Source organism: Amycolatopsis nigrescens CSC17Ta-90, from assembly GCF_000384315.1.
In the GTDB taxonomy this organism is placed as follows: Bacteria; Actinomycetota; Actinomycetes; order Mycobacteriales; family Pseudonocardiaceae; genus Amycolatopsis; species Amycolatopsis nigrescens.
Genome location: NZ_ARVW01000001.1, coordinates 2,968,846 through 2,993,854, shown reverse-complemented (window position 1 = coordinate 2,993,854; position 25,009 = coordinate 2,968,846). Strand labels below are relative to the sequence as shown.

Sequence of the window (25,009 nt, the reverse complement as noted above, 5' to 3'; positions counted from 1 at the left end):
GGCAACGGCTGGCAGCAAGTTGCCAAATCCGGGCGTGTCGGATCGGCCGTGCGCAGCCTGGGGGCATGACGACAGAAACGATCTCCGCGTCGGCCGCCGGCACCTGGCGGCTCGGCGACCGCACGGTCAACCGGATGGGCTTCGGCGCGATGCGGCTGATGGACCGCGAGCACGCGGTCGACGTGCTGCGGCGGGCGGTGGAGTTGGGCGTGAACCACATCGACACGGCCGCCTTCTACTTCTCCGCGCGGCAGTCGGCCAACGAACTGATCAACCGGGCGCTGCGCCCGTACCCGGAGGACCTGGTGCTCGTCACCAAGGTCGGCGCGCACCGGGACACGTCCGGGGAGTGGCTGCCGCAGGCCACCCCGGAACAGCTGCGCGGCCAGGTCGAGGAGAACCTGCGCCAGCTCGGCCGCGACCACATCGACGTGGTCAACCTGCGCATCGGGATGAACCTCGACCGCGGCACCGGCTCGCTGGCCGACCGGTTCGGTGCGCTCGCCGAGCTGCGCGAGGAGGGCCTGATCCGGCACCTCGGCATCTCGAACGTGAGCCCGGAGCACCTGGCCGAGGCGACCGCGATCGCGCCGGTGGTCTGCGTGCAGAACCAGTACGGCCTGCACGCGCGGCGGGAGGACGACGAGTTCGTCCGGAGCTGCGCCGAACAGGATGTCGCTTTTGTACCGTTCTTCGCGGTGACCAGCGGGCAGCCGGACGATCGGGTCGCCGAGGTCGCGGCGAAGCACGGGGTGACCGCCGCGCAGGTGCTGCTGGCCTGGACCCTGCACCGCGGGCCGAACGTGCTGGCCATTCCGGGCACCGGTGACCTCGGACATCTGGAAGAGAACGTCGCCGCCGGCGCGCTGCGGCTGTCCGAAGAGGACCTGGCCCGACTCGACCCGATCTGATGAGCCTCGTCAGGGGATTTCACGACGCAGAGCAACCAGTACGTGAACGAGGCCTGAATCGAGGGCGAACATGTGCCCTGAAGGTGTCACAGCCGTCACGACTGGGCTTCCAGGACTAGGCCAACAGGCTACCTCCGCGCTTACGATTCCCCCGTGACCGTGCTCGCCGCAATCGCACTGGCCGTCGCCGCTTTGGTGGCCGGTGCGATCGCCGGTTTCCTGCTCGCCCGCGCCGGACGGCGCCGGGCCGAGCGACCCCCGGAAGGGCCCACCGTGGCCGAGCTGCTGCAGCGGCTGGTCCAGCTGTCCAACAACGGCGTGGTGGTGCTCAACGGCTTCGGCGACGTGGTGCTGCACAACCCGCGTGCCGAGGCGCTCGGCCTGGTCCGGGACAACCAGGCGGACCCGCGCGCCAGGATCGCCGCCGAGCAGGTGGTGGAGTCCGGCGACCCGGTCGAGATCGACCTGTCGCCGCTGGAGGCCCGCGGCCGCCAGCCGGAGGCGGTGCTCGGCGAGGTCCGCCCGCTCAACGACGGGTTCGCCGTGGTGGAGGCCGTGGACCACTCGGACGTGGTGCGGCTGGAGGCCACCCGCCGCGACTTCGTGGCCAACGTCAGCCACGAGCTGAAGACCCCGGTCGGCGCGATCGCGCTGCTCACCGAGGCCGTGCTGGACGCCGCCGACGACACCGAGGAGGTCCGCCGGTTCGGCGGCAAGATCCTGCGCGAGTCGACCAGGCTCGGCCAGCTGGTCACCGAGCTGATCGCGCTGTCCAGGCTGCAGGGCGCCGAGCGGCTGCCCGATCTGAACGTGGTCGAGGTGGACGCGGTGGTGCGGGAGGCGCTCGGCCGCAGCAAGCTCTCCGCCGAGTCCGCGGAGATCAACGTGACCACCGATTCGGCCAGCTCGCTGCTGGTGGAGGGCGACCGCACGCTGCTGGTCACCGCGCTGTCCAACCTGCTGGAGAACGCGGTCGCCTACTCGCCGCCGGGCAGCCCGGTCTCGATCAGCAGGCGGCTGGTGGACGCGCATGTGGAGATCGCGGTGACCGACCGCGGGATCGGCATCGCGGAGGAGGAGCAGCAGCGCGTGTTCGAGCGGTTCTACCGGGTGGACAAGGCCCGTTCGCGGGCCACCGGCGGCACCGGGCTCGGCCTCGCCATCGTCAAGCACGTGGCCGCCAACCACGGCGGCGAAGTGCGGTTGTGGAGCAGTCCTGGCACCGGCTCCACGTTCACCCTGCGCATCCCCGCGCACCTCGGCCCGGAGGCCGACCCCGAGAACGGTGCCGTCAAGAAGCAGGCCCCGCCCGCGTCGAAACCGGACGTGAAGCAGGAGAAGACCCCCGAGCGGATACCCCGACTCGTGGCGACCGGGCAGGACAGCCCCGATCATGGAGGAAAATTGTGACCAGGGTGCTCATCGTGGAGGACGAGGAGTCGTTCGCCGACCCGCTGGCCTTCCTGCTGCGCAAGGAGGGCTTCACCGCCGCCGTCGCCGCGACCGGGCAGCAGGCCCTGGAGGAGTTCGACCGCAACGGCGCGGACATCGTCCTGCTGGACCTGATGCTGCCGGGGATGAGCGGCACGGACGTGTGCAAGCAGCTGCGCCAGCGCTCCGCGGTCCCGGTGATCATGGTCACCGCCAGGGACAGCGAGATCGACAAGGTGGTCGGCCTGGAGCTCGGCGCCGACGACTACGTGACCAAGCCGTACTCGGCGCGGGAGCTGATCGCGCGGGTGCGCGCGGTGCTGCGCCGCGGCGGTGAGCCGGGCGCCGACGGCGAGCTGGCGCCGCTGGTGCTGGCCGCCGGACCGGTGCGAATGGACGTCGAGCGGCATGTGGTCACCGTGGACGGTGGCGACGTCTCCCTGCCGCTCAAGGAGTTCGACCTGCTCGAGTACCTGCTGCGCAACGTCGGCCGGGTGCTCACCCGCGGCCAGCTGATCGACCGGGTCTGGGGCGCGGACTACGTCGGCGACACCAAGACGCTGGACGTGCACGTCAAGCGGCTGCGCTCGAAGATCGAACCGGATCCCGGCTCACCGCGGCACCTGGTCACCGTCCGCGGCCTCGGCTACAAGTTCGAAACGTAGCCGGGCCATTCCAGCCGGAGGGTACGCTGGCCCCTTGTGCGCCTAGGGGTACTCGACGTCGGCTCGAACACCGTCCACCTGCTCGTGGTGGAGGCGCATCGCGGTGCGCACCCGACGCCGATGCATTCGGAGAAGACCGTGCTGCGGCTCGCCGAGCAGATCACCAGGCACGGTGAGCTGAGCAAGGCCGGCGCCGAGGACCTGGTCCGCGCGGTGGAGTCGGCGAAGGCGGCGGCCGCCCGGCTCGGCTGCGAGGACGTGATGGCCTTCGCCACCTCGGCCGTCCGCGAGGCGCAGAACGCCGGCAAGGTGCTGCGCAAGGTGCACGAAGAGACCGGGGTCGAGCTGCGCGTGCTCTCCGGCGCCGACGAGGCGAGGCTGACCTTCCTCGCGGTCCGGCGCTGGTACGGCTGGTCCGCCGGGCAACTGCTGGTGCTGGACATCGGCGGCGGCTCGCTGGAGGTCGCGATGGGCATGGACGAGGAGCCGGCACTGGCCGAGTCCCTGCCGCTCGGCGCGGGCCGGATCACCAGGACCCGGTTCGAGCACGACCCGCCGACCAGGTCCGAGCTGGTCGCCACCTCGGCCTGGCTGGAGGACCAGCTGTCCGGGCTGGCCAAGAAGGTGGCGAAGGTCGGCAAGCCCGACCGGGTGGTCGCCACTTCGAAAACCTTTCGTTCGCTGGCCAGACTGACCGGGGCCGCGCCCTCCGCGGCGGGCCAGCGGGTACGCCGTACCCTCACCGACACCGCACTTCGCCAGCTGATCGCGTTCGTCTCCCGGATGACCGCCCCGGACCTGGCCGAACTCGAAGGAGTGAGTTCGAGCCGGTCGCACCAGCTGGTCGGCGGGGCGCTGGTGGCACAGGCCACGATGCGAGCGTTGTCACTCGAAGAGCTCGAGATTTGCCCGTGGGCGCTGCGAGAGGGTGTGATTTTGCGACGACTGGACCGGGCGAACGGGACCGACCAGACTGCACCGGGAAAACCTGCGGTTCGGCGCGGCCCGGCCACCGGTGACAGCAGCGCGCTGGACGCGTACGACGGGCAACGGGCACGGTGAAGGGGTGACAGACATGCGGGAGTCGGTGGTGAACCAGTGCTGCGTGCCGACACGTGCTGCCACAGGTGAGTCTTCTATGCGTTTTTTGGACAGATCAGCATGACGCGAGACAGCGGAGGCGAGCAGCCACAGAAGACCGTGGCCGAGCTACTCGCCCAACACGGCGCCTCGGTCGACGGTGGACGCCGCCGGCACCGCCGTGCTGCCGAGGACGACGAGCCGAACGCGACCGATCCGCCGAGCCGGGAGCGGGGCATCGGCGACACCGCACCGCAGGCGATCATCGACAGGGTCACCGGCGACGGCGGGACCCCGCCACCGGCCAACCGGCCCGCCGGCGCCCGGCGGCTGCCGGGCGGCCAGCCCCAGGACTCCGGGCACTTCCGCCGCCCGGACGCGCCCCCGCAACCGCCGAACGCCCAGCCGCCCCAGCCGCAGGAACCGCCGCGGCCGAGGGCACAGCCGAACGACTCCGGGCCGCTGCGTCGACCCCGCCCGCAGGACTCTGGCGCGATGCCGCGTCCGCCTCAGGATTCCGGCGCGATGCCGCGTCCGCCTCAGGACTCGGGCGCGATGCCGCGTCCGCCTCAGGACTCGGGTGCGCTGCAGCGCCCGCAGGATTCGGCCGCGATGCGCCGTCCGCCGGCCGGCCCGCCACCGCCGGTGCACGACTCCGGGCATTTCCGCCGCCCCGAGCCGCCGCAGGAGTCGGGCGCGTTCCCCATGCCGGAGCCGCAGGACGACCCCGGCCGTCCGGGTCCGCCGCGGCCGAGGGGACCGCGCCAGCCACCACCGGCGTCACCGGACGCCGAGGACACCCGCGCCGGTATCGCGCCGGCCAGGCCGCCGCGCGCGGTTCCGCCGCCCCAGGCTGCCCCACCGCCTCCGCCACCTCCGCCGGGCGGTTTGGCCGCGCGGCTGGACGGGCTGAACGCCGCCGAGCCGGAGGCGCCGGAGGCAGGCCCGCCGCCGATGGGCAGCGGGCATTTCCCCGCGCCGCCGCGCCGTCCGCGCAGGCCGCGGCCGCCGCGCAAGCCACCGCAGGAAGAGCCGCACACCGAGCAGTTCGCCGCGGTCGGCGACGACCAGGACGCCCCGGAGCTGGACGAGCCACCCGCCGGCCTGGCCGGCTGGCGGCAGCGCCGTCGCCAGGCGCAGAGCGAGGACACCCAGGTCGGCGTGATGCCGGCGGTCGGCGGTGACGACCTGGACGACCTTGACGACGAGCCGCCGCAGGCACGCAGCGGTTACGCCGTGCCGCCGGGCAACCAGCCCTACCCCCCGGCCGGGCCCGGGTATCCGGGCGAGATCGACGACGACGACCTGCCGCCGACCGGCTATCACGAGAACCTCGCCGCGGACCTGCGGGACGAACTGTCCGACGAGGATCTGGTCAAGGACGAATACGGCGAATACAGCGAATACAGCGATTACGAGGACGAACCGCTCGACGATTTCGACCGGGACCCGGCGTCCGATGTCGACGCGGCGGCCGACGAGGTTCATCCGGACGAACTGGACGAACCGTCGCCCGGCAAGCAGTGGGCGGCGATGGCCGCACAGCTGGCCGCGGGCGTGGTCGGCGGTGCCGCGGTGTGGCTCGGCTTCAACTGGCTGTGGGGCCGGATCCCGGCGGCCGCGCTGATCGGCGCGCTGGTGGTGATCGTCGGTCTGGTCTGGATCGTGCGGAAGATCCGCCGCGCGGACGATCTGCAGACCACCGTGCTCGCCGTGCTGGTCGGCCTGGTGGTCACCGTTTCGCCGGCCGCCCTGCTGTTGTTGTCCAGATAGGACCGGCGCGGGTGACCGGATCGGTACCGATCGGACTGTCCACGGCCTCGGTGTGGCCGTTGCGGGCGAACACCGGTTTCGAGCTGGCCGCGGACCTCGGCTACGACGGGGTCGAGGTAATGGTCTGGACCGATCCGGTGAGCCAGGACGTGGCGGCGCTGCGCCGTTGTTCGCGGCGCACCGGGATGCCGGTGCTTTCGGTGCATTCCCCGTCGCTGCTGATCACCCAGCGCGTGTGGTCACCCGATCCGGTGGTACGGCTGCGGCGCAGCGTGGAGGCTGCGCTGGAACTCGGCGCGCGCACCGTGGTGGTGCACCCGCCGTTTCGCTGGCAGCGCCGGTACGGCGACGGTTTCGCCGATCTGGTGGCCGAACTGGAACAGCGCAGCGGGATCGAAATCGCGGTGGAGAACATGTTCAAGGTGCGCCCGCCCGGCGGCGGCCGGAACTCGAGGGTGTCCGCGTTCCGGCCGTCGATCGATCCCACCGACGTCGGCTACCGGCATTACACACTGGACCTGTCGCACACTTCGGCGGCGCGGATGGACGCGCTCGCGCTGGCCGCGCGAATGGGGGACGGGCTGACGCACGTGCATCTCGCCGACGGCAGCGGAATTCCGAAGGACGAGCACCTGGTGCCGGGGCGTGGCGACCAGCCGTGCGCCGAACTGCTGGAATCCCTGTCCGCGAACGGTTTCGGCGGCCAGATCGTGCTCGAGGTGAGCACCCGGCATTCCCCGCAACCGGTCCGCCGCGCCAAGGACCTGGCCGAGGCGCTGCTGTTCGCCAGGTTCCACCTTGGTCAGTGATCAGGGCCGCCGGCTGTCCTGCCTATTTCGCCGACCGGCAGTCTGACCGGCAGTGACCGGCCAGGCGGCTGCTTTTCCGATTTGTGAACCCGTAAAGTTTCCGCCGTGAACCCGCTGCGCTCGTTGATCCTGGCCGCCGCCGGTAGCGACGTGATCCGTCGTGCCGTGCTGGCCACCCCGGGGAGCAAGGGCCTTACCGAGCGTTTCGTGGCCGGTGAGTCTTGTTCGGACGCCGTGGAGGCGGTCCGCAGACTCGCGGCCGACGGGTTGCACGCCACCCTGGACTACCTCGGCGAGGACGTCCTGGAGAAGGCGCAGGCCGAACGGACCGTGCAGGCATACCTGCGGCTGCTCGACCAGCTGCACGCGCAGGGGCTCTCCGGCCGGGCCGAGGTCAGCGTGAAGCTGTCCGCCACCGGACTGGCGCTGGACGAGAAGCTGGCGGTGGACAACGCGTGGCGGATCTGCGCCGCGGCCGAGCAGTGCGGCACCACGGTCACCCTGGACATGGAGGACCACCACGCCACCGAGGCCACCCTGCGGGTGCTGGCCGAGCTGCGGCACACCTGGCCGTCGGTGGGCGCGGTGCTGCAGTCCGCGCTGCGCCGCACCGAGCACGACCTGGCCGGGCTGACCGGTGCCGGCTCACGGGTCCGGCTCTGCAAGGGCGCGTATGCCGCACCGGCCGGGATCGCCTTCGAGGACCGGCACGACGTGGACCTCGCCTACGTCCGCTGCGCCAACCGGCTGCTCGCCGGCGAGGGCTACCCGATGTTCGCCACCCACGACCCGCGGCTGATCGCGGTGCTTGGCGAGCGGATCCGCTGGTACGGCCGGGCGGCGGGAACGTATGAGTACCAGCTGCTGCACGGTGTCCGGCCGGAGGAGCAGCGCCGACTTGCCGGGGAGGGCGAGACCGTGCGCGTGTATGTGCCCTACGGCGAGCAGTGGTACGGCTACCTGCTGCGCCGGCTCGCCGAACGGCCAGCCAACACCGCCTTTTTCCTGCGCGCGCTGGCCAGCCGTTCGTGAGTACCTTGGATGATCCCGCGTCCTTCGGCGCGGCCTGTGCGGTGCGGTCGCTCGGCGACGGCACCCTGACCGCGGACCTGCGGCCGGAGTGGTCCATCGGCGGCCACCCGCACGGTGGGTTCCTGCTCGCGCTGCTGGCCAAGTCGGCGCTGGTGATGCTCGGCGAACGCGGCGAGCCATCGGCCGACCCGCTGGCCGTCAGCGCCGAGTTCCTCCGCCCGCCCGCGGTCGGCCCGGTGCTGCTGCGCACCGACGTGCGCAAGGTGGGCAGGCGCGCCACCGTGGTCGCGGTCGTGCTGGAGCAGCGCGGCCGCAGCTGCGTGGAGGCGCGGGTGACCACCGGCAGGCTGCCGACCCGCCGTCCCGACTGGTCCGAGCTGCCGCCGATGTCGGCCGAGCCGCCGGCGAACGCGGTGACGGTCAGCGGCGACACCGGGGAAGGCGCCTTCAACCTGGCGAAGGGCTGCGACGTCCGGCTCGACCAGTCGACCGTGGGCTATCTGTCCGGCCGGACCGGGGAGCCGCCGCGGATCCGGCTGTGGGTGCGGCCGCGGCACGGCAGCCCGGACCCGTTCTTCGCGCTGCTCGCCGCGGACGTCAACCCGCCGGTGGTGTTCAACCTCGGCAGGCTGGGCTGGGCGCCGACCGTCCAGCTGACCGCGCTGCTGCGCACCAGGCCCGCGCCGGGCTGGATGCGGGTGCAGGTGGACAGCCGGTCGGTGCAGGAGTCCTGGTTCGACTCCGACGCCGTGGTGGTGGACTCGGCAGGGCGGCTGGTCTGCCAGGCCAGGCAGCTCGCGCTCGCCCCGGCGCCCTGAGCCGCCGGCCGGTTTGGCACGCTGAGCGGATGAGCGTGATCGCGGTACTCGGGGCCGGGAAGATCGGGGAAGCGCTGCTGTCCGGGCTGTTGCACGGCGGACGGCGCGCGGACGACCTGCTGTTCACCGAGCGTCATCCGGAGCGGGCCGAGGAGCTGACCCAGCGCTACGGCGTGCGTTCGGCCGAGGTGGCCGAGGCCGCCCGCCGCGCCGACGTGCTGGTCGTCGCGGTCAAGCCGCAGGACATCGACCCGGTGCTGGCGGAGCTGGCCCCGCTGCTCGGGCCGCAGTCGCTGGTGGTGTCGCTGTGCGCGGGCCTGCCCACCGCGCTCTACGAGCGGCGGCTGGCCGACGGCGTGCCGGTGGTGCGGGTGATGCCGAACACGCCGATGGTGGTCGGCGCGGCGATGAGCGCCATCTCGGCGGGCCGGTACGCGACCGCCGAGCACATGGCGCTGGTGGAGGAGCTGCTCACCTGCGTCGGCAAGGTGGTCGAGGTGCCGGAGGCGCAGCAGGACGCGGTCACCGCGCTGTCGGGTTCCGGCCCGGCGTACTTCTTCTTCCTGGTCGAAGCCATGATCGACGCCGGGATCCTGCTCGGCCTGCCGCGCGCGGTCGCGTCGCAGCTGATCATCCAGTCGGCGGTCGGGGCGAGCAAGATGCTGGCCGAGACCGGCGAGCACCCGGTGACCCTGCGGGAGGCCGTCACCTCCCCGGCCGGCACCACCATCAACGCCATCCGCGAGCTGGAGAACCACGGCGTGCGGGCCGCGATGCTCGGCGCGATCGAGGCCGCCCGCGACCGTTCGGTGGAGCTGGGCAAGGCCCACGACTGAATATCCGGCCTGGATATCCGGTGCCGACCGCATCGGGCAGGTCTCGTCGCGGTTGCGTTGTCGCTGGTAAGGGCCAATCTTGGGGCCAGCCGTCGCATTAGCCCCATCCGCACCAGTACTCTCGCGTAGAGCACGTGCGTGTCGGTACCACAGGTGGGGAAGCCTCGTGGCGCGACACGTGTCGAAGGACGCGGTGAACTATGTCGCCGAACAAGAAGGAGGACGTGCCCGCGGTAGGGCAGGTCCAGTTCTTGACGGTCGCCGAGGTGGCCACGCTGATGCGGGTCTCCAAGATGACCGTCTACCGTCTGGTGCATTCGGGAGAGCTGCCGGCCGTCCGGGTCGGCAAGTCGTTCCGGGTACCGGAAAAGGCAGTGCACAGCTATCTCGAGGGCGCCTATTTCGACGTGGGCTGAGCACAGGCGCGGTGCCGCCAGGGAAAACGGGCAGCCCCGCGGCCCCCACTGCGGGTACTCCAGGACCTCGCGGGTAACCTGGAGTACCGCTCGTGCCTGTGCGCTCCACCCGTTGGACGCTGCGCCGGGCAGCGTGACCGACGACGAGAAGGAGCACCCGTGGGCTCTGTGATCAAGAAGCGCCGCAAGCGCATGTCCAAGAAGAAGCATCGCAAGTTGCTTCGTCGTACTCGTATGCAGCGCAGGAAGCAGGGCAAGTAAGTCCAGCGTTCGCCGCGGCCCGTCCAGCTACTGGACGGGCCGCCGCCATTCGAGTGACCTGCACGCATACAGCAGGTGACCTGCGTTAATAGCAGGTAAGACGTCATGCCGGGCAGCGCGAGACCGGCGTCGGGCGGAGTAGCATTCCGGGTGCGTTCAGTCGACCACCTCAAGTACAAGTTCGTGCACGCAGCGCCCGGTCGCGTTGCCGGGCACCCGACACACCCGCACAGGGGGTCGAATGCCGTCCAACATCGTGCTCGTCACCGGAGTCGGCGGTGAACTCGGGGGCAGGCTGCTGGCCAGGCTGGGCAATAACCCGGAGTTCGAACGGGTGATCGGGGTGGACACCACCCCGCCGGCCAAGCAGGTGCTGCAACGGATGGGGCACGCGGAGTTCGTCCGCGCCGACATCCGGAACCCGCTTATCGCCAAGGTGATCAGCACGGCCGATGTGGACACCGTGGTGCACGCCTCCACCACCGCGCACCCGGCGGGGCCCGGCAGGCGGATGGCGATCAAAGAGGTCAACGTCATCGGCACCATGCGGCTGCTGGCCGCCTGCCAGCGCTCGCCCAAGGTGCAGAAGCTGGTGGTCAAGTCCACCGCTGCGGTCTACGGCGCCGGTGCGCGCTCACCTGCGGTGTTCACCGAGGACTCCGAGCTCATTCCCGCCTCGTCCAGCGGCTACGCGAAGGACGCGGTGGAGATGGAGGGGTACGTGCGCGGGCTGACCCGGCGCCGCCCCGACATCACGGTCACCATGGCCAGGTTCGTCAACACCATCGGGCCCGAGGTGGACACCGTGCTGTCCAGGTACTTCGCGCTGCCGGTGGTGCCGACCGTGCTCGGCTACGACGCGCGGATCCAGCTGCTGCACTCCTCCGACGCGCTCGAGGTGCTGGAACAGGCGACGCTGCACGACAAGCCGGGGGTGTTCAACGTCGGCGGTGACGGGGTGATCGCGCTGGCGCAGGCCATCCGGCGGGCCGGCCGGGTCGAGCTGCCGGTGCCGCGCGGGGTGGTGCCTTCGGTGGCGAAGGTGCTGCGCGGCGCCAAGGTGGTGGACTTCTCCGCGGACCAGGTCCGGCTGCTCAACTTCGGCCGGGTGGTGGACACGACGCGGCTGAAGGAGGTCTTCGGCTACACGCCGAGGTGGACCACCAAAGAGGCTTTCGACGATTACGTCCAGGGCCGCGGGCTGCGCCCGGTGCTGGACGGCGACCGGCTCGCCGGCCTCGCCGGCAAGGTGCTGATCGCCGCGGCGACCGGCCAGGCGAGTACGAGATGAACGCGATGCGGGACACCGGGAAGGGAAGCGAGGCGAAAAAGGTGGCGACCACCGTCGAAGCACGGGTCATCCCACTGCACGGCCCCGGCCGGGAGAAGCCGGGCGCCGAACAGGTCGGCCGGCCGGAGCGGCCGGTCGAGGTGGAGGAGGCCGCGCGACGCCAGGACGCGCCGGTGGTCAGCTTCCCCGTGCCCGCCGCCGCGCCCGACCCGGACCAGGTACCCGACTCGCTGCCCGAGGCGCTGGTGCACGCGCTGACCGTGCTGCGGCACCGGCTGACCGGCGACTACGCGGTGGACGAGTTCGGCTTCGACCCGGAGCTGACCGAGACCCTGCTGCTGCCCCCGCTTCGCGCGGTGTACCGGAAGTGGTTCCGGGTGGAGACGCATGGCGTGCACAACCTGCCCGTCGAAGGCGGCGCGCTGATCGTCAGCAACCACTCCGGCACCTTGCCGCTGGACGCGCTGATGACCGCGGTGGCGGTGCACGACGAACACCCCGAGCACCGCTACCTGCGCGGCCTCGGCGCGGACCTGGTCTTCCAGCTTCCGTTCGTCGGCGCGCTGGCCCGCAAGTCGGGGCAGACGCTGGCCTGCAACGCGGACGCCGAGCGGCTGCTGCGCGCCGGTGAGCTGGTCGGGGTGTGGCCGGAGGGGTTCAAGGGCATCGGCAAGCCGTTCGCCGCCAGGTACAAGCTGCAGCGTTTCGGCCGGGGCGGCTTCGTCGCGGCCGCGCTGCGCGCCGGGGTGCCGATCATTCCCTGCTCGATCGTCGGCGCCGAGGAGATCTACCCGAAGATCGGCGATTTCAAGCCGCTGGCCAGGCTGCTCGGCCTGCCGTACTTCCCGATCACGCCGCTGTTCCCGCTGCTCGGCCCGCTCGGTGCGGTGCCGCTGCCGACCAAGTGGCACATCGAGTTCGGCACGCCGATCCAGCCCGAGGAAGCCGGGGCGGACGCGGACGACCCGATGCTGGTGTTCAACCTGACCGACCAGGTCCGCGAGTCCATCCAGCAGACCCTCTACCACCGCCTGTCCCAGCGCCGCGGCGTCTTCCGCGACTGAGCACCGCGCACATGCGGCGGTTATTCACCAACCGGCGGACCGGCCCGACGTGACGTTTGGCCAATAGAACGAGCCGAACGTCACGTTGGGCTCGGGCGGGCGAAACGGTCAGCGGCGGCGGTAGGCGAGGCCGGCGGCGACGGCACCGGCGAGCGCGCCGGCGCCGAGCACCGAGGGGACGCCGATCTTGGCTGCCTTGCGGCCGGTGCGGAAGTCACGGATCTCCCAGCCCCTGGCCCGCGCGACCTCGCGCAGCCCGGCGTCCGGGTTGATCGCCACCGCGGTACCCACCGCGGACAGCATCGGCACGTCGTTCTGCGAGTCCGAGTACGCGGTGCAGCGGCGCAGGTCCAGCCCTTCGCGGGAGGCCAGCGCGCGCACGGCGTGCGCCTTCGCCCTGCCGTGCAGCAGGTCGCCGACCAGCTTTCCGGTGTACACCCCGTCCACGCTCTCGCCAACCGTGCCGAGCGCGCCGGTCAGCCCGAGCCGCCGGGAGATGATCCCGGCGAGCTCCACCGGGGTCGCGGTGACCAGCCAGACCCGCTGCCCGGCGTCCAGGTGCATCTGCGCGAGCGCCCTGGTGCCGGACCAGATCTTGTCCGCCATCAGCTCGTCGTAGATCTCCTCGCCGACCTCGATGATCTCCTTCACCGTCTTGCCGGCCACAAAGGACAGTGCCTGCTCGCGGGCCGAGCTGACGGTGTCCTTGTCCTCCCGGCCGCCGACCCGGAACTTCACCTGCTTCCAGGCGAACCCGGCCAGGTCCGAGGTGGCGAAGTACTTGCGCGAAGCCAGTCCACGGGCGAAGTGGAAGATCGACGCGCCCATCATCATGGTGTTGTCCACGTCGAAGAACGCGGCCGCGGTCAGATCCGGTGGCGGCGGCGGTGAGGCGGGCTCGATGATGGGCACCGGGAGGTTGGCGGACTCCATCGCGACGGCAGCGTCCGCCGACGCCTCACCGGCCAGGGCGGCGAGCCGTTCGAGTTCCTGTCCCTTATCCCTGCCACGCCACGGTGACACGCACACCGCCTCCAGGTTCTCCCATCTCATCCGGCGAACCGGACGTCTGAAGCACAGGGTAGCGAGCCCTAGCCGACACCGATCCCGGGGAGCCCGGGGACCAGCGGTGGGATGGATAACAGCGGGCGGGGCGAAGGGGGCGAATCGGGCAGCCGCGGTCCGGTCGGGCTGACGATCGGCGGCGCCACGGCGACCGGCTGGGCGCTGCTCGGCGTCGTTGTGGTCGGGGTCCCCGGGGCGGTCGTGGCCGGTGTGGTCGTCTCGGGCGAGGTGAGCGGCATGGACGAGGTCGGGTGCACCGAGACGTTGCGCAGGTCCGGGTCCGGCGAGCTTTCCGTGGCCGGTGGCGGCTGACCGCGGTCCAGCGGCTGGCCCGCGCCCGGCTGTGGCTCGCAGGGCCCACCCGCGGGCAGCGCGCCGAGGTCGTCGGACTCGCCGGAGGTGATCCGGTAGCAGCCGAGCCGCCCGGCCAGCGCGGTGAGGCGGTCGTCGATCCGGCCCAGCAGCGCGTAGGACGTCCGGTAGCGGGCCAGCGCGGAAGGCGGGATCTCCGGCCGCACCACGGCGAGTTTGCCGGTCTGCGCCAGCACCCAGACGCGCAGCTCGCCGAGCTGCTGGCCGCCGGTATCCACCATCAGCTCGTTCAGCCTGCGCACGCCGGCACTGGCGTCGCGGTCGAAGTCGTCCAGCGCGATCCGGTATGCGTCGTCCCCGGCGCCGGTCTCGCGCAGCTCGCCGAGCTCGTCCAGCCTGCCGGTGGCGAACTCCAGCTGCTTGAACGCCTTGGCCTGGTCGCCGAAGGTCAGCCCGAGCGCGGCCGTCTCCCCGGCGCGCTTGACGTCGTAGAGGGTGTCGCCGGGCAGCGCGCTCCCGGAGAGCAGCATGCCCAGCCCGCCGAGCGCGACCAGCAGGGTGACCGCGGCCGCCACCAGTCCGGCCAGCCTGGGACGGCCGCGACCGGCAGGGCCGGGCTCGGTCTCCGCTTCGAGTCGTTCGGTCACGCCGAGGTGGATGCGGTGGCGGGCGGCCTCGTCCGGCGACAGCGACGCCCCGGTCGCGCGCAGGGCGCCGACCACTGCGAGCTGGCGGTTCAGCTCGGCGTCTTCGGGCTCGGAGCCGGTCGCCGGGTCGACGAGACCGCGCTCGACCGCCCGGGCGAACCGGTCACGCTCGGCTCGCTCGCGCGGGGACCACCCGGGCAGGTTCACGGCATGAGCAACGATCGGCGCGTCACCGGAGTTACGGCTTTCGCGATCTCTCAGCAAAAGGTGTCGACCCGGACGGCCGGGTTGCGCCGGTCAGCGCAGCCCGGTCGGCAGCAGCTGCGCCAACCGGCGCACCGCCCGGTGCTGCAGCGCCTTGATCGCGCCTTCGTTGCGTTTCATGATCGCCGCGGTCTCCGCCACGGACAGGCCCTGCATGAACCGGAGCACGATGCACTCGCGCTGGTCCTCGCCGAGTTCGCCGACGCAGCGCAGCAGCTCGGCCCTGGTCGCCCGGCTGAGCACCTGTTGTTCGGGGCCGGCTTCGGACTGCGGCCCGGTGCCGGAGAACGGCGCGGAACCGGACTCGGTGACCTCGTCGGTGACGATCTCCAGCCGGAACCGGCTGGACTTCACGTGGTCGAGCACCAGGTTCCTGGCGATGGTGATGAACCAGGCGCCGACGTCCCGGCCCTGGTAGCTGACCGAGGTGATCCGGCGCAGGGCGCGCAGGAAGGTTTCGCTGGTGACGTCTTCGGCCAGGTCCCGGTCGCCGAGGCGGAACAGGACATAGCGGAACACGACATCCACGTAGCGGTCGTAGAGCAGGCCGAAGGCGGCGGTTTCGCCGTCCTGCGCGGCACGCACCAGTTCCCATGCTTCGGCCTTGGCCGCCTCGGCGGCGGCATCGTCGGCCGGCTGGCCGGCGATGTTCGGCCGGCTCGGCCGTGCGACCGTGCTGCCAATGCCGCGACTGCCGATCAAGCCGGCCGGACCGCGAGCGGTGGCGACGTGCAGGCTCATAGTGCACCTCCGGAGCCCCTGGAACCTCTGGAACCCGACTGCCCCCAGATTTCGAACGATCCCTGCCGAGCCCGAACCGGTTCGACCACCTTGTGAGCGGCTGGCCAGTTCGTCACGGCGACTCCCTTTCCTCGCCCTCTCGTGATCAACGCCACGTGGGGACGGAGTGCAGCATACGGGTTGCTACCGAAAAGTAGGTAGTGGTGTGCCGGTTGCGGAACTACGACGTTCGCGCGACCACCCCATGACGGGCCCGAGGATGACAAACTGAACAAGGTTCACCACTACCCCGAGGGAGGCCCCGGAATTGACCGCTGAGGCGAGTGCCGACCAGACCGGTGCGGGGGACACCGGCAACATCTCCGGGCTGCTCACCGCCGCGGCGGGCCGCTGGCCGGATGCCGTCGCGCTGATCGATTCCGCCTCCGGGGCCGTGCTGACCTGGGGCAAGCTGGACGCGGCCGTGCACGCCGAGGCGCACCGGTTCGCCGGCGCCGGGCTGGTCCCCGGCGACCGGCTGGCCATCCGGCTGCCGACCTCGGCCGAGTTCGTCATCGCGCTGTTCGCGGCGGCGCGGGCGGGCGGGATCGCGGTCCCGGTGTCGCCGCAGGGACCGCCGGTCGAGCTGCACACCCTGCTCGAGCACAGTGGCGCGAAACTGCTCGTCTCTGTCAGTCCGGAGGACGGGCCGGACGGGGTCACCGTGCTGGCGCCGGCCGAGGTCGCCGAGGGCCGGCCGTCGGCCGAGCCGTTCGAAGAAGCCGGCGGCGGCGAGGACCTCGCGGTGCTGTCCTACACCTCCGGCACCACCGGCCCGCCGCGCGGCGTGATGCTCTCGCACCGGGCGCTGCTGGCGAACCTGGCGCAGCTCGCCGCGGTCGGCCCCGGGGTGCTGGAGCATGCCGACCGGGTGCTGCTGGCCATCCCGCTGTTCCACGTCTACGGCCTCGGCCCCGGCCTGCTGCAGGCCACCGCGACCGGCGCGACGGTGGTGCTGGCCCAGCGCTTCGACGCGCGCCAGGCGCTGGCCGACTGCGCGCGCCACCGGGTCACCGTGATCGCCGGGGTGCCGGCGATGTACGCCGACTTCGCCGATCTTTCCGCGGACGAGCTGGGCGAGGGACTCGCCACCGTGCGGCGGCTGACCTCCGGCGCCGCCCCGCTGCACCCGAAGGTGCTGGCCACCATCCGGACGGCCACCGGGCTGGGCGTCTACGAGGGTTACGGGCTGACCGAAACCGCGCCGGTGGTGACCACCACGCTGGTCACCGGCTACCCGAAGCCGGGTTCGGTTGGCCGTCCGCTGCCCGGGATCGAGCTGCGGCTGGTGGAGTCGGACGGCGACGGCGAGCCGGTCCCGTCGGACCCGGAGGACCTCGACGACACCTTCGACGAGGAGGACGGCGGCACCGGGCTGGTCGCGGTGCGCGGGGCGAACCTGTTCTCCGGGTACTGGCCGGACGGTGCGCACGGCCCGGACGCCGAGGGCTGGTTCCGCACCGGCGACGTCGGCTACCTGGACGTCGACGGCGACCTGCACCTGGTGGACAGGGCGAACGACCTGATCATCGTGAACGGGTTCAACGTGTACCCGCACGAGGTGGAGGAAGTGATCGGGCTGCTGCCGGAGGTGGCCGAGGCGGCCGTGGTCGGCGTGCTCGACGAGCGCCGCGGCGAGGCGGTGAAGGCGGTGGTGGTGCCGGTGGCCGGTGCGTCGCTGTCCGGGCAGCAGATCGTCGAGCACTGCGCGGGCCGGCTGGCCGGGTACAAGGTGCCGCAGACCGTGGAGTTCGCCGAGTCGCTGCCGCATTCCGCGACTGGCAAGCTGCGCCGGGTACGGCTCAGGTAGGGGAAGCGGATGTCGCATCAGGTGACGGTGATGACCAGGCAGGGCTGTTCCGCCTGCGTGCGGGCCGAGCAGGACGTCGAGCGGATCTGCGCCGAGCTCGGGGTGGAGTGGGCCAGCGCGGACGTGGACAGCGACCCGGAGTGGCGCGCGGAGTACGGCGACCGGGTGCCGGTGATCCTGGTCGACGGCGACGAGCACGGCTACTGGCAGGTCGAAGAGGACCGCCTCCGCCGCGCACTGGCCGTCGTAAGGAGTCGGTAAGCGGCGGGGACCCATCGGAGCGGCGGATCGCTCCGAAGATAGAGGTGTGAGCACCGACATGAATGCCTCAGCCGCCCGCACCGACAACCGGCCGCCACGGCTCGGCGCCGCGGTCGCCGCGCTGGTCGGCGTGCTCGCGCTCGCCGCCGCGCTGGCCGCCGGTCACCTCCTGGCCGCCTTCCTCGGCCCGAACGCCTCGCCGTTCCTCGCGGTCGGCAACGGGGCGATCGACCTGACCCCGGTCGAGCTGAAGGACTTCGCGGTCCGCACCTTCGGCACCTACGACAAGCTCGTGCTGCTCAGCGGGATGGCGGTGACCATGCTGCTGGCCGCGGCGGTGGCCGGGCTGCTGTCCCGGCGGCACGCGCTGCCGGGGCTGGTCGTGATCGGGCTGTTCGGCGCGGTCGGCGTCTTCGCCGTGTACAACCGGCCCGACCTGGGCGCGGTGGCCCTGCTCGCACCGGTGGCCAGCCTGGTCGCCGGGGTGCTGGTGTTCCGCTGGCTGCACCGGCGGGCGCTGGCCGCGCTGACGGACCGGTCGCCGGAGCCCGCGGACGCGGCCGTGGCGCCGAACCGGCGGAGCTTCCTGGTCGCCGGTGCCGGGGTGGCGGTCGGTGCCGGGGTGGCCGGGCTGGCTGGTCAGCTGGTCGGGTCCGGCAAGGACGTGGCGGGTTCCCGCGCCGCGGTCGGCAAGCTGGTGCCGGCCCGCACCGCGCCGCCGATCCCGGCCGACGCGGACTTCGCGAAGCTGGGCACCCCGCCGTTCATCACGTCGAACCGCGACTTCTACCGGGTGGACACCGCGCTGGTGGTGCCGCAGGTGACCACGGAGGACTGGAGCCTGCGCATCCACGGCATGGTGGACCGCGAGCTGACCTTCGGCTACCAGGACATCCGCGGCCGGCCGCTGGTGGAACGCACCATCACGATGACCTGCGTGTCCAACGAGGTCGGCGGGCCGTACATCTCGACCGCGAACTTCATCGGCGTGGAGCTGGCCGACCTGCTGGCCGAGGCCGGCGTGCGGCCCGGCGCTGAACAGCTGTTCTGCACCAGCGTGGACGGCTGGAACTCCGGTACGCCGGTGGCCGCGGCGATGGACCACGGCCGCGGCGCGATGCTGGCCATCGGCATGAACGGCGAGCCGCTGCCGGTCGAGCACGGTTTCCCGGCGCGGATGGTGGTGCCCGGGCTGTACGGCTACGTCTCGGCCACCAAGTGGGTCACCGACATCGAGGTCACCACCTGGCGGGCGCGGCAGGCGTACTGGCTCAAGCGCAGCTGGGCCGAGCAGGCCCCGATCAAGACCCAGTCGCGGATCGACTCGCCGAAGGGCTTCGAAAACGTGTCCGGCGGCAAGGTGCGGGTCAGCGGGGTGGCCTGGGCGCAGCACACCGGGATCGCCGCCGTCGAGGTGCGCGTGGACCAGGGGCCGTGGCAGCGGGCGACGTTGTCCGCCGAGGTGAACAAGGACACCTGGCGGATGTGGTGGACCGAGCTGGACGTGCCGCCGGGCACCCATCAGGTGTCCTGCCGCGCCACCGACCAGTCCGGCGCCACGCAGACCGACCGCCGGGCCGGCACCGTGCCCGACGGCGCCACCGGCTGGCACACGGTGTCCTTCAACGCGGGCTGACCTGCCCTTCTCCCGAATTGCCGAAAGATTCCCGAATAACTCCGAAGAGTGGCAATCCGATCGCTCCTCCCGTTCCGAATACCCGGTGACAACAAAGTCAGGTGACCGAATAGTCGCCAGTGGGCGTGAATGGAGTGATCCTCAGTGAGCAATCTGCGACGCGTTGCCGGGCTCGGTGTTGCGGCGGCAGCCGCCCTTTCGGTAGCCGCCTGCGGTAGCAGTGACGACAGCGGCGCGGCCCCGAGCAGCGCCCCCAGCTCGGCCAGTTCGATGCCGAGCAGCTCGTCGATGGCGGCAGGGGCCGGCATGACCACCAACGCGGACGTGTTCGGCCCGGCCTGCTCGAAGCTGCCGCAGGGCAGCGAACCGGGCAGCCTCGACTCGATGGGACCGCAGCCGGTGGCCAGCGCGGCCAGCACGAATCCGCTGCTCACCAAGCTGGTCGCGGCGGTCAAGGCGACCAACCTGGTGGACACCTTGAACAGCCAGCAGGCGATCACCGTGTTCGCCCCGGCGGACGCGGCCTTCGACGAACTCGGCGACGCGAAGTTCAAGGAACTGGCCGCTAACCCGAACGAGCTGTCCCCGATCCTGCAGTACCACGTCGTGCCGAAGCGCTATGACGCGAAGGGCCTGGAAGCGGCCAAGAGCGTGGAATCGCTGAACAGCGGCGGTGGCCCGGTGAAAATCGAAGGAAGCGGCGACAGCATGACGGTGAACGGCGCCCCCGTTCTTTGCGGCAATATCCCGACCAAGAACGCGACCGTTTTCGTGATCGGCAAGGTGCTCACCCCGGGCACCAACAGGTAACCCGTCTCACCCGATACTCCGAAAACTCGAAGCCCCCTTCACAGCGTCAGGTGCTGTGAAGGGGGCTTTGGCGTACGTTGGTCAGAGAGCGGGGTCCTGGGGTCATGTGCCGCTGATTACGTCTGCGACCTGTGACTTTGTGCCTGCGTTCACAAGTGGCTACCGTATTGCCGTACCCCTTGCCGGGGGGCCGGGTATCGAACCCGACTCCGCCCGCTGGGTCAAGGGGCAAGTTTTCATCGCGGCTCGCGGTGTGGTCTGTGGTGTTGATCGGATGAGGAGAGGGCCAGCGTGGTGTCACAGCGGGGCCGGCGGAACGGGGCCCATGCCGCGTCGGCGAAGCGGGGCTCACTCTCCAACGGGCACCCGGACGCGGACAACGCTCCCACCGCCGAGATGCCGGCGGTGCCGGCCAACGGCGCCGCCCCGGAGGCCGCCCGCGCCAGGTCCATTCCGGAGGCCGCGGTGGCCAGGCTGGCCGTCTACCTCCGGGTCCTGTCCGGACTCGCCGAGCAGGGCGCGACCACGATCGCCAGCGAAGAGCTGTCCGCGGCCGCCGGGGTCAACTCGGCGAAGCTCCGCAAGGACCTCTCCTACCTCGGCTCCTACGGCACCAGGGGGGTCGGCTACGAGGTCTCCGTGCTGGTCGGCCAGATCGAGCGCACCCTCGGCCTGACCCGCAAGCACAAGGTCGCCGTGGTCGGTATCGGTAACCTCGGGCACGCGCTGGCCAACTACGGCGGGTTCCCCGGCCGCGGCTTCCCGGTCGAGGCGCTGTTCGACCTCGACCCGGACCTGATCGGCATCCCGGTCGGCGGCCTGCCGGTGTCGCATCTGGACGAGATCCCCACCGTGTGCGCGGAGCGGGAGATCTCGATCGGTGTGATCGCCACCCCGCCCACCGCCGCGCAGTCCGTCTGCGACCGGCTGGTGGCCGGTGGCGTGCAGTGCATCCTGAACTTCGCCCCGGTGGTGCTTCAGGTGCCGGAGCACGTCGAGGTGCGCAAGGTCGACCTGGCGGTCGAGCTGCAGATCCTCTCGTTCCACGTGGCAAGGCGCGCGGACAGCGCCGCCGCGGACGCAGTCAATGGTTCCCAGCCTGAACCCGGAGTGGGGCTGGGTAACGGAATGGTGGTGCGGTAATGAGCATTCTGGCCATCGGGTTGTCCCACCGCACCGCCGATCTGAATACCCTCGAGCGGGTCGCGGTGCCGGCCACCGAGCTGACCAAGGTGCTGCACGAGCTCCAGCAGGCCGAGCACGTCAGCGAGGTCATGCTGCTGTCCACCTGCAACCGCATCGAGGTCTACGCGGTGGTGGAGACCTTCCACGGCGGTCTCGCCGATGTCTCCGAGGTGCTGGCCAGGCAGGCCGGCATGGAGCCGTCCGCGCTCTACGACAACTTCTACGTGCACTACGCCGGTGCCGCGGTGGAGCACGTGTTCTCGGTGGCCTCCGGGCTGAACTCGATGGTGGTGGGGGAGACCCAGATCCTCGGCCAGGTCCGCGCCGCCTACGCCACCGCCCGCGAGGCGGGCACGGTCGGGCGCATCCTGCACGAGCTGGTGCAGACCACGTTGCGGGTCGGCAAGCGCGTGCACACCGAGACCGGGCTGGACAAGCTCGGCGCTTCAGTAGCTTCCGAGGCGCTGGCCGCGGCCGGGGACATCGCCGGTAAGCGGGCGCTGATCCTCGGTGCCGGCTCGATGGGCGCGCTGGCCGCGTCCCAGCTGCGCAAGGCCGGGATCGCCGGGATCACCGTGGCCAACCGCACCTTCGCGAACGCGGCCAGGCTGGCCGAGGCGAGCACCGAGCAGGGCGTGCCGTCGACCGCGGTGGAGATGACCGAGCTGGCTGCGGCGGTGGCCGAGGTGGACGTGGTGGTCTCCTGCACCGGTGCGCAGGGCGCCGTGCTGACCGAGGCGCAGGTGCCGCCGCGGGCGGGCCGTCCGCTGGTGATCTGCGACCTCGGCCTGCCGAGGGACGTGGACAACGCGGTCGCCGGGCTCGAGCACGTCCGGGTGGTGGACCTGGAGACGGTGCGCCGCCGGATGGACGAGGCGGGCGGGGTGAGCAGCGCCAGGCAGACCGCGCGCGCCACCGGCATCGTGCTGGACGAGGTGCGCGAGTACCTGGCGAGCCAGCGCAGCGCCGAGGTCACGCCGACGGTCACCGCGCTGCGCCGCCGGGCGTCCGAGGTGGTGGACGCCGAACTGCTGCGGCTGGACAACCGGCTGCCGGGCCTGGACGGCGCGGCGCGGGAAGAGGTCGGCCGCACCGTGCGCCGGGTGGTGGACAAGCTGCTGCACGCGCCGACCGTGCGGGTCAAGCAACTCGCCGCGGAGACCGCCGACACCGACTACGCCAGTGCGCTGCGCGAGCTGTTCGGGCTCGATCCGCAGGCGCCCGCGGTGGTGGCGAGCCCGTCGGCGACCAAGAACGAGCAGTCAAATGTCCGCAATGGACAGTCCAGTGTGGACGGCGAAGGTAGTGGTCATGGATAGCACGATAAGGATCGGCGCCAGAGCCAGTGCGCTGGCGCTCGCCCAGGCCAACCTGGTCGCCGACGAGCTGCGCAAGACCGGGCAGCGGGTGGAGATCGTCGAGGTCGCCAAGCCCGGCGCGCTGCCCGATGCGCTGCTGAACAAGCAGGTTGACGTGATCGTGCGCTCGTACAAGGGCCTGCCGATCGCGGCCGTGCCCGGGATCGTGCTGGCCGCGGTGCCGACCAGGGCCGACCCGCGGGACGCGCTGGTCGCCAGGGACGGGCTGACCCTCGGTGAGCTGCCGCCCGGCGCGACCGTCGGCACCGGCTCGGCCCGGCGGATCGCCCAGCTGCGCGCGCTCGGCCTCGGCCTCGAGCTGGTCCCGGTCCGCGGTGATATCCAGACCAGGGCCGGAAAAGTCGCCGCCGGTGAGCTGGATGCGGTGGTACTGGCCAGGGCGGGGCTGGCCAGGATGGACAGTCTCGACCTGATCACCGAGACGCTGGACCCGATCCAGCTGCTGCCGGCGCCGGCACAGGGCGCGCTGGCGGTCCAGTGCCGGGTGGACGATGTGGACGTCGAGCACCTTCTTCGGTCCACTGTGGACGACGAGTCGACCAGGGTTGCGGTGACCGCGGAACGGGCCATGTTGGCCGCGCTCGAAGCCGATCGCGGTGCGCCGGTCGGTGCGCTGGCCGAGGTGGTCGAAGACCTGGACGCGGACGGTGCGGTGCTCGAACGGATTTCGCTGCGCGGTGCCGCGGCGGCCGGTTTCGACATCGAGACCGCCGACATGCTGCGTGCTTCGGCGATCGCCGAAAAGCACGAGGCGGAAAAACTGGGCCGCGAGCTCGCGGCCGAACTGCTCGACCTGGGTGCCGGCGCGTTGTCCGGCCCCGGACGCACGCAGCACTGACCTGGTGCCGCGCCGACGCAGGCAGCGGCGTAGATGGCCGAATCCGGCCGACTTTGAATGAGGAGAAACGCACAGATGACCCCCGCGCGAAAGACCACAGGGCGTGTCGCCTTCGTGGGCTCGGGCCCCGGTGATGCCGGACTGCTGACCGTCCGCGCCCAGGAACTGCTGGCCAAGGCCGAGGTCGTGGTGACCGACCCCGACGTACCGTCCGGTGTGCTGGCGTTCACCGCCGCCGGCGCCGAGGTACGACCCGCGGTCGGCGAGCCGTCCGAGGTGGCCAAGGACCTGACCGCCGAAGCGAAGGCGGGCAGGCTGGTGCTCCGGCTGATCGCCGGTGACCCGCTGACCCAGCCCGCAGTGGTGGCCGAGGTGCAGGCCGTCGCACGGACCAGTGCCGTGTTCGACATCGTGCCCGGCGTCTCGCCCGGTGCCGCGGTGCCCGCCTATGCCGGCGTCGCGCTCGGTGGCACGCACACCGAGGTCGACGTCCGCGGCGAGGTGGACTGGCCCGCGCTCGCGGCCACCCCGGGCCCGCTGGTGCTGCACGCCACCTCCAGCCACCTGGCCGAGGCGGCGTCCGCGCTGGTCGAGCACGGGATGGCGGCGGCGACCGCGGTCGCGGTCACCTGCAACGGCACGATCAACACCCAGCGCACCGTGGACAGCACCCTGGCCTCGCTCTCGCAGGACGCCGGCGAGCTGGTCGGCCCGCTGGTGGTGACCGTCGGCCAGGCCGCCGGTGCCCGCTCGAAGCTGTCCTGGTGGGAGTCCCGCGCGCTGTACGGCTGGAAGGTGCTGGTGCCGCGCACCAAGGAGCAGGCCGGCGAGATGGCCGAGCGGCTGCGCGGGCACGGCGCCACCTCGCACGAGGTGCCGACCATCTCGGTCGAGCCGCCGCGCAGCCCGGCGCAGATGGAGCGCTCGGTCAAGGGCCTCGTCGACGGCCGATACCAGTGGATCGTGTTCACCTCGACCAACGCGGTGCGCGCGGTGTGGGAGAAGTTCGAGGAGTTCGGCCTGGACGCCAGGGCCTTCTCCGGGGTGAAGATCGCCTGCGTCGGTGAGTCGACCGCGGCGAAGGTGCGCTCGTTCGGCATCATCCCGGAGCTGATCCCGTCCGGTGAGCAGTCCAGCGAGGGCCTGCTCGCCGACTTCCCGCCGTACGACGACGTGCTGGACCCGGTCGACCGGGTGCTGCTGCCGCGGGCGGACATCGCCACCGAGACCCTGTCCGCCGGTCTGCGCGACCGTGGCTGGGAGATCGACGACGTGACCGCGTACCGGACCGTGCGCGCCGCCCCGCCGCCAGCCGAGACCCGCGAGATGATCAAGACCGGTGGCTTCGACGCGGTTTGCTTCACGTCGTCGTCCACGGTGCGGAACCTGGTCGGCATCGCCGGCAAGCCGCACACCCGGACGCTGGTCGCCTGCATCGGCCCGAAGACCGCGGAGACCGCGGTGGAGTTCGGCCTGCGGGTGGACGTGCAGCCGGAGAAGGCGGACGTCCCGCACCTGGTCGACGCGCTCGCCGAGCACGCCGCCCGGCTTCGCGCCGAGGGCGCCCTCCCCCCGCCGCGCAAAGCCAAGCGCGCCCGCCGCTCCTGACCCCAATTGCAGCGAAGGCCACCTTGC

The 25,009-nt window shown here is 71.6% G+C and carries 24 protein-coding genes; 21 read left to right on the top strand and 3 right to left on the bottom strand.

Going from position 1 to position 25,009, the window contains the following annotated elements; all coding sequences use genetic code 11:
* Positions 1-65 precede the first annotated feature (65 nt).
* The 13 genes from AMYNI_RS0113820 to AMYNI_RS0113765 all read left to right on the top strand — a co-directional run bounded on the left by AMYNI_RS0113820 (position 66) and on the right by AMYNI_RS0113765 (position 12,387).
* Positions 66-911: an oxidoreductase gene (locus tag AMYNI_RS0113820; RefSeq protein ID WP_020668611.1), complete on the top strand. Its 846-nt coding sequence runs from the start codon at positions 66-68 to the stop codon at positions 909-911.
* 153 nt (positions 912-1,064) lie between these two features.
* The gene (locus AMYNI_RS0113815) at positions 1,065-2,321 is read left to right on the top strand and encodes a sensor histidine kinase (RefSeq protein ID WP_020668610.1); all 1,257 of its coding nucleotides are present in this window, start codon (positions 1,065-1,067) and stop codon (positions 2,319-2,321) included.
* Positions 2,318-3,007 carry a response regulator transcription factor gene (locus tag AMYNI_RS0113810; protein WP_020668609.1) on the top strand — a complete coding sequence of 230 codons (690 nt, stop codon included), beginning with the start codon at positions 2,318-2,320 and terminating at the stop codon, positions 3,005-3,007. The genes AMYNI_RS0113815 and AMYNI_RS0113810 overlap by 4 nt, the downstream gene beginning before the upstream one ends.
* 36 nt (positions 3,008-3,043) lie before the next feature.
* A complete protein-coding gene (locus AMYNI_RS0113805; RefSeq protein ID WP_020668608.1) occupies positions 3,044-4,069 on the top strand; it encodes a Ppx/GppA family phosphatase in 1,026 nt (341 codons plus the stop codon).
* A gap of 99 nt (positions 4,070-4,168) precedes the next feature.
* Positions 4,169-5,860 carry a hypothetical protein gene (locus tag AMYNI_RS47755; protein WP_026360429.1) on the top strand — a complete coding sequence of 564 codons (1,692 nt, stop codon included), beginning with the start codon at positions 4,169-4,171 and terminating at the stop codon, positions 5,858-5,860.
* Between the two features lie 11 nt (positions 5,861-5,871).
* On the top strand, positions 5,872-6,669 hold the full coding sequence (locus AMYNI_RS0113795; protein WP_020668607.1) for a sugar phosphate isomerase/epimerase family protein: 798 nt from the start codon (positions 5,872-5,874) through the stop codon (positions 6,667-6,669).
* 105 nt (positions 6,670-6,774) lie between these two features.
* A complete protein-coding gene (locus tag AMYNI_RS0113790; protein ID WP_020668606.1) occupies positions 6,775-7,701 on the top strand; it encodes a proline dehydrogenase family protein in 927 nt (308 codons plus the stop codon).
* A 5-nt stretch (positions 7,702-7,706) separates the two neighbouring features.
* On the top strand, positions 7,707-8,519 hold the full coding sequence (locus AMYNI_RS0113785; RefSeq protein ID WP_020668605.1) for a thioesterase family protein: 813 nt from the start codon (positions 7,707-7,709) through the stop codon (positions 8,517-8,519).
* Positions 8,520-8,548: 29 nt separating this feature from the next.
* Positions 8,549-9,355 carry a pyrroline-5-carboxylate reductase gene (gene proC / locus AMYNI_RS0113780; RefSeq protein WP_020668604.1) on the top strand — a complete coding sequence of 269 codons (807 nt, stop codon included), beginning with the start codon at positions 8,549-8,551 and terminating at the stop codon, positions 9,353-9,355.
* Positions 9,356-9,555: 200 nt separating this feature from the next.
* Positions 9,556-9,771, top strand: a complete 216-nt coding sequence (locus AMYNI_RS0113775) for a helix-turn-helix domain-containing protein (protein WP_020668603.1) — start codon at positions 9,556-9,558, stop codon at positions 9,769-9,771.
* A 159-nt stretch (positions 9,772-9,930) separates the two neighbouring features.
* On the top strand, positions 9,931-10,032 hold the full coding sequence (locus AMYNI_RS48145) for a 30S ribosomal protein bS22 (protein WP_017986394.1): 102 nt from the start codon (positions 9,931-9,933) through the stop codon (positions 10,030-10,032).
* A 241-nt stretch (positions 10,033-10,273) separates the two neighbouring features.
* Complete coding sequence (locus AMYNI_RS0113770) at positions 10,274-11,323, top strand: NAD-dependent epimerase/dehydratase family protein (RefSeq protein ID WP_020668602.1); 1,050 nt, start codon at positions 10,274-10,276, stop codon at positions 11,321-11,323.
* Positions 11,320-12,387 carry a lysophospholipid acyltransferase family protein gene (locus tag AMYNI_RS0113765; protein ID WP_020668601.1) on the top strand — a complete coding sequence of 356 codons (1,068 nt, stop codon included), beginning with the start codon at positions 11,320-11,322 and terminating at the stop codon, positions 12,385-12,387. The genes AMYNI_RS0113770 and AMYNI_RS0113765 overlap by 4 nt, the downstream gene beginning before the upstream one ends.
* A gap of 108 nt (positions 12,388-12,495) precedes the next feature.
* Here the strand turns inward: AMYNI_RS0113765 and AMYNI_RS0113760 are convergent, their stop codons facing one another.
* The 3 genes from AMYNI_RS0113760 to AMYNI_RS0113750 form a co-directional block, all read right to left on the bottom strand.
* Positions 12,496-13,440, bottom strand: coding sequence for an HAD family hydrolase (locus AMYNI_RS0113760; RefSeq protein ID WP_020668600.1), 945 nt, complete (start codon positions 13,438-13,440; stop codon positions 12,496-12,498).
* A 38-nt stretch (positions 13,441-13,478) separates the two neighbouring features.
* Complete coding sequence (locus AMYNI_RS0113755) at positions 13,479-14,618, bottom strand: DUF5667 domain-containing protein (protein ID WP_020668599.1); 1,140 nt, start codon at positions 14,616-14,618, stop codon at positions 13,479-13,481.
* A gap of 90 nt (positions 14,619-14,708) precedes the next feature.
* Positions 14,709-15,416, bottom strand: coding sequence for a sigma-70 family RNA polymerase sigma factor (locus tag AMYNI_RS0113750; protein ID WP_020668598.1), 708 nt, complete (start codon positions 15,414-15,416; stop codon positions 14,709-14,711).
* Between the two features lie 307 nt (positions 15,417-15,723).
* Here AMYNI_RS0113750 and AMYNI_RS0113745 point away from each other — a divergent pair, with 307 nt between their 5' ends.
* The 8 genes from AMYNI_RS0113745 to AMYNI_RS0113710 all read left to right on the top strand — a co-directional run bounded on the left by AMYNI_RS0113745 (position 15,724) and on the right by AMYNI_RS0113710 (position 24,982).
* Positions 15,724-17,265, top strand: coding sequence for an AMP-binding protein (locus AMYNI_RS0113745; protein ID WP_020668597.1), 1,542 nt, complete (start codon positions 15,724-15,726; stop codon positions 17,263-17,265).
* 9 nt (positions 17,266-17,274) lie between these two features.
* A complete protein-coding gene (locus AMYNI_RS0113740; protein WP_020668596.1) occupies positions 17,275-17,526 on the top strand; it encodes a glutaredoxin family protein in 252 nt (83 codons plus the stop codon).
* Positions 17,527-17,584: 58 nt separating this feature from the next.
* Positions 17,585-19,162: a molybdopterin-dependent oxidoreductase gene (locus tag AMYNI_RS0113735; protein WP_026360425.1), complete on the top strand. Its 1,578-nt coding sequence runs from the start codon at positions 17,585-17,587 to the stop codon at positions 19,160-19,162.
* A 144-nt stretch (positions 19,163-19,306) separates the two neighbouring features.
* Positions 19,307-19,972, top strand: coding sequence for a fasciclin domain-containing protein (locus tag AMYNI_RS0113730; protein WP_026360424.1), 666 nt, complete (start codon positions 19,307-19,309; stop codon positions 19,970-19,972).
* 291 nt (positions 19,973-20,263) lie between these two features.
* Positions 20,264-21,115, top strand: coding sequence for a redox-sensing transcriptional repressor Rex (locus AMYNI_RS0113725; RefSeq protein WP_020668593.1), 852 nt, complete (start codon positions 20,264-20,266; stop codon positions 21,113-21,115).
* On the top strand, positions 21,115-22,476 hold the full coding sequence (locus AMYNI_RS0113720; protein WP_020668592.1) for a glutamyl-tRNA reductase: 1,362 nt from the start codon (positions 21,115-21,117) through the stop codon (positions 22,474-22,476). The genes AMYNI_RS0113725 and AMYNI_RS0113720 overlap by 1 nt, the downstream gene beginning before the upstream one ends.
* Positions 22,469-23,374 carry a hydroxymethylbilane synthase gene (gene hemC, locus AMYNI_RS0113715; protein ID WP_020668591.1) on the top strand — a complete coding sequence of 302 codons (906 nt, stop codon included), beginning with the start codon at positions 22,469-22,471 and terminating at the stop codon, positions 23,372-23,374. Before AMYNI_RS0113720 ends, hemC begins: the two co-directional genes overlap by 8 nt.
* Before the next feature lie 75 nt (positions 23,375-23,449).
* On the top strand, positions 23,450-24,982 hold the full coding sequence (locus tag AMYNI_RS0113710; protein WP_020668590.1) for a bifunctional uroporphyrinogen-III C-methyltransferase/uroporphyrinogen-III synthase: 1,533 nt from the start codon (positions 23,450-23,452) through the stop codon (positions 24,980-24,982).
* Positions 24,983-25,009 lie beyond the last annotated feature (27 nt).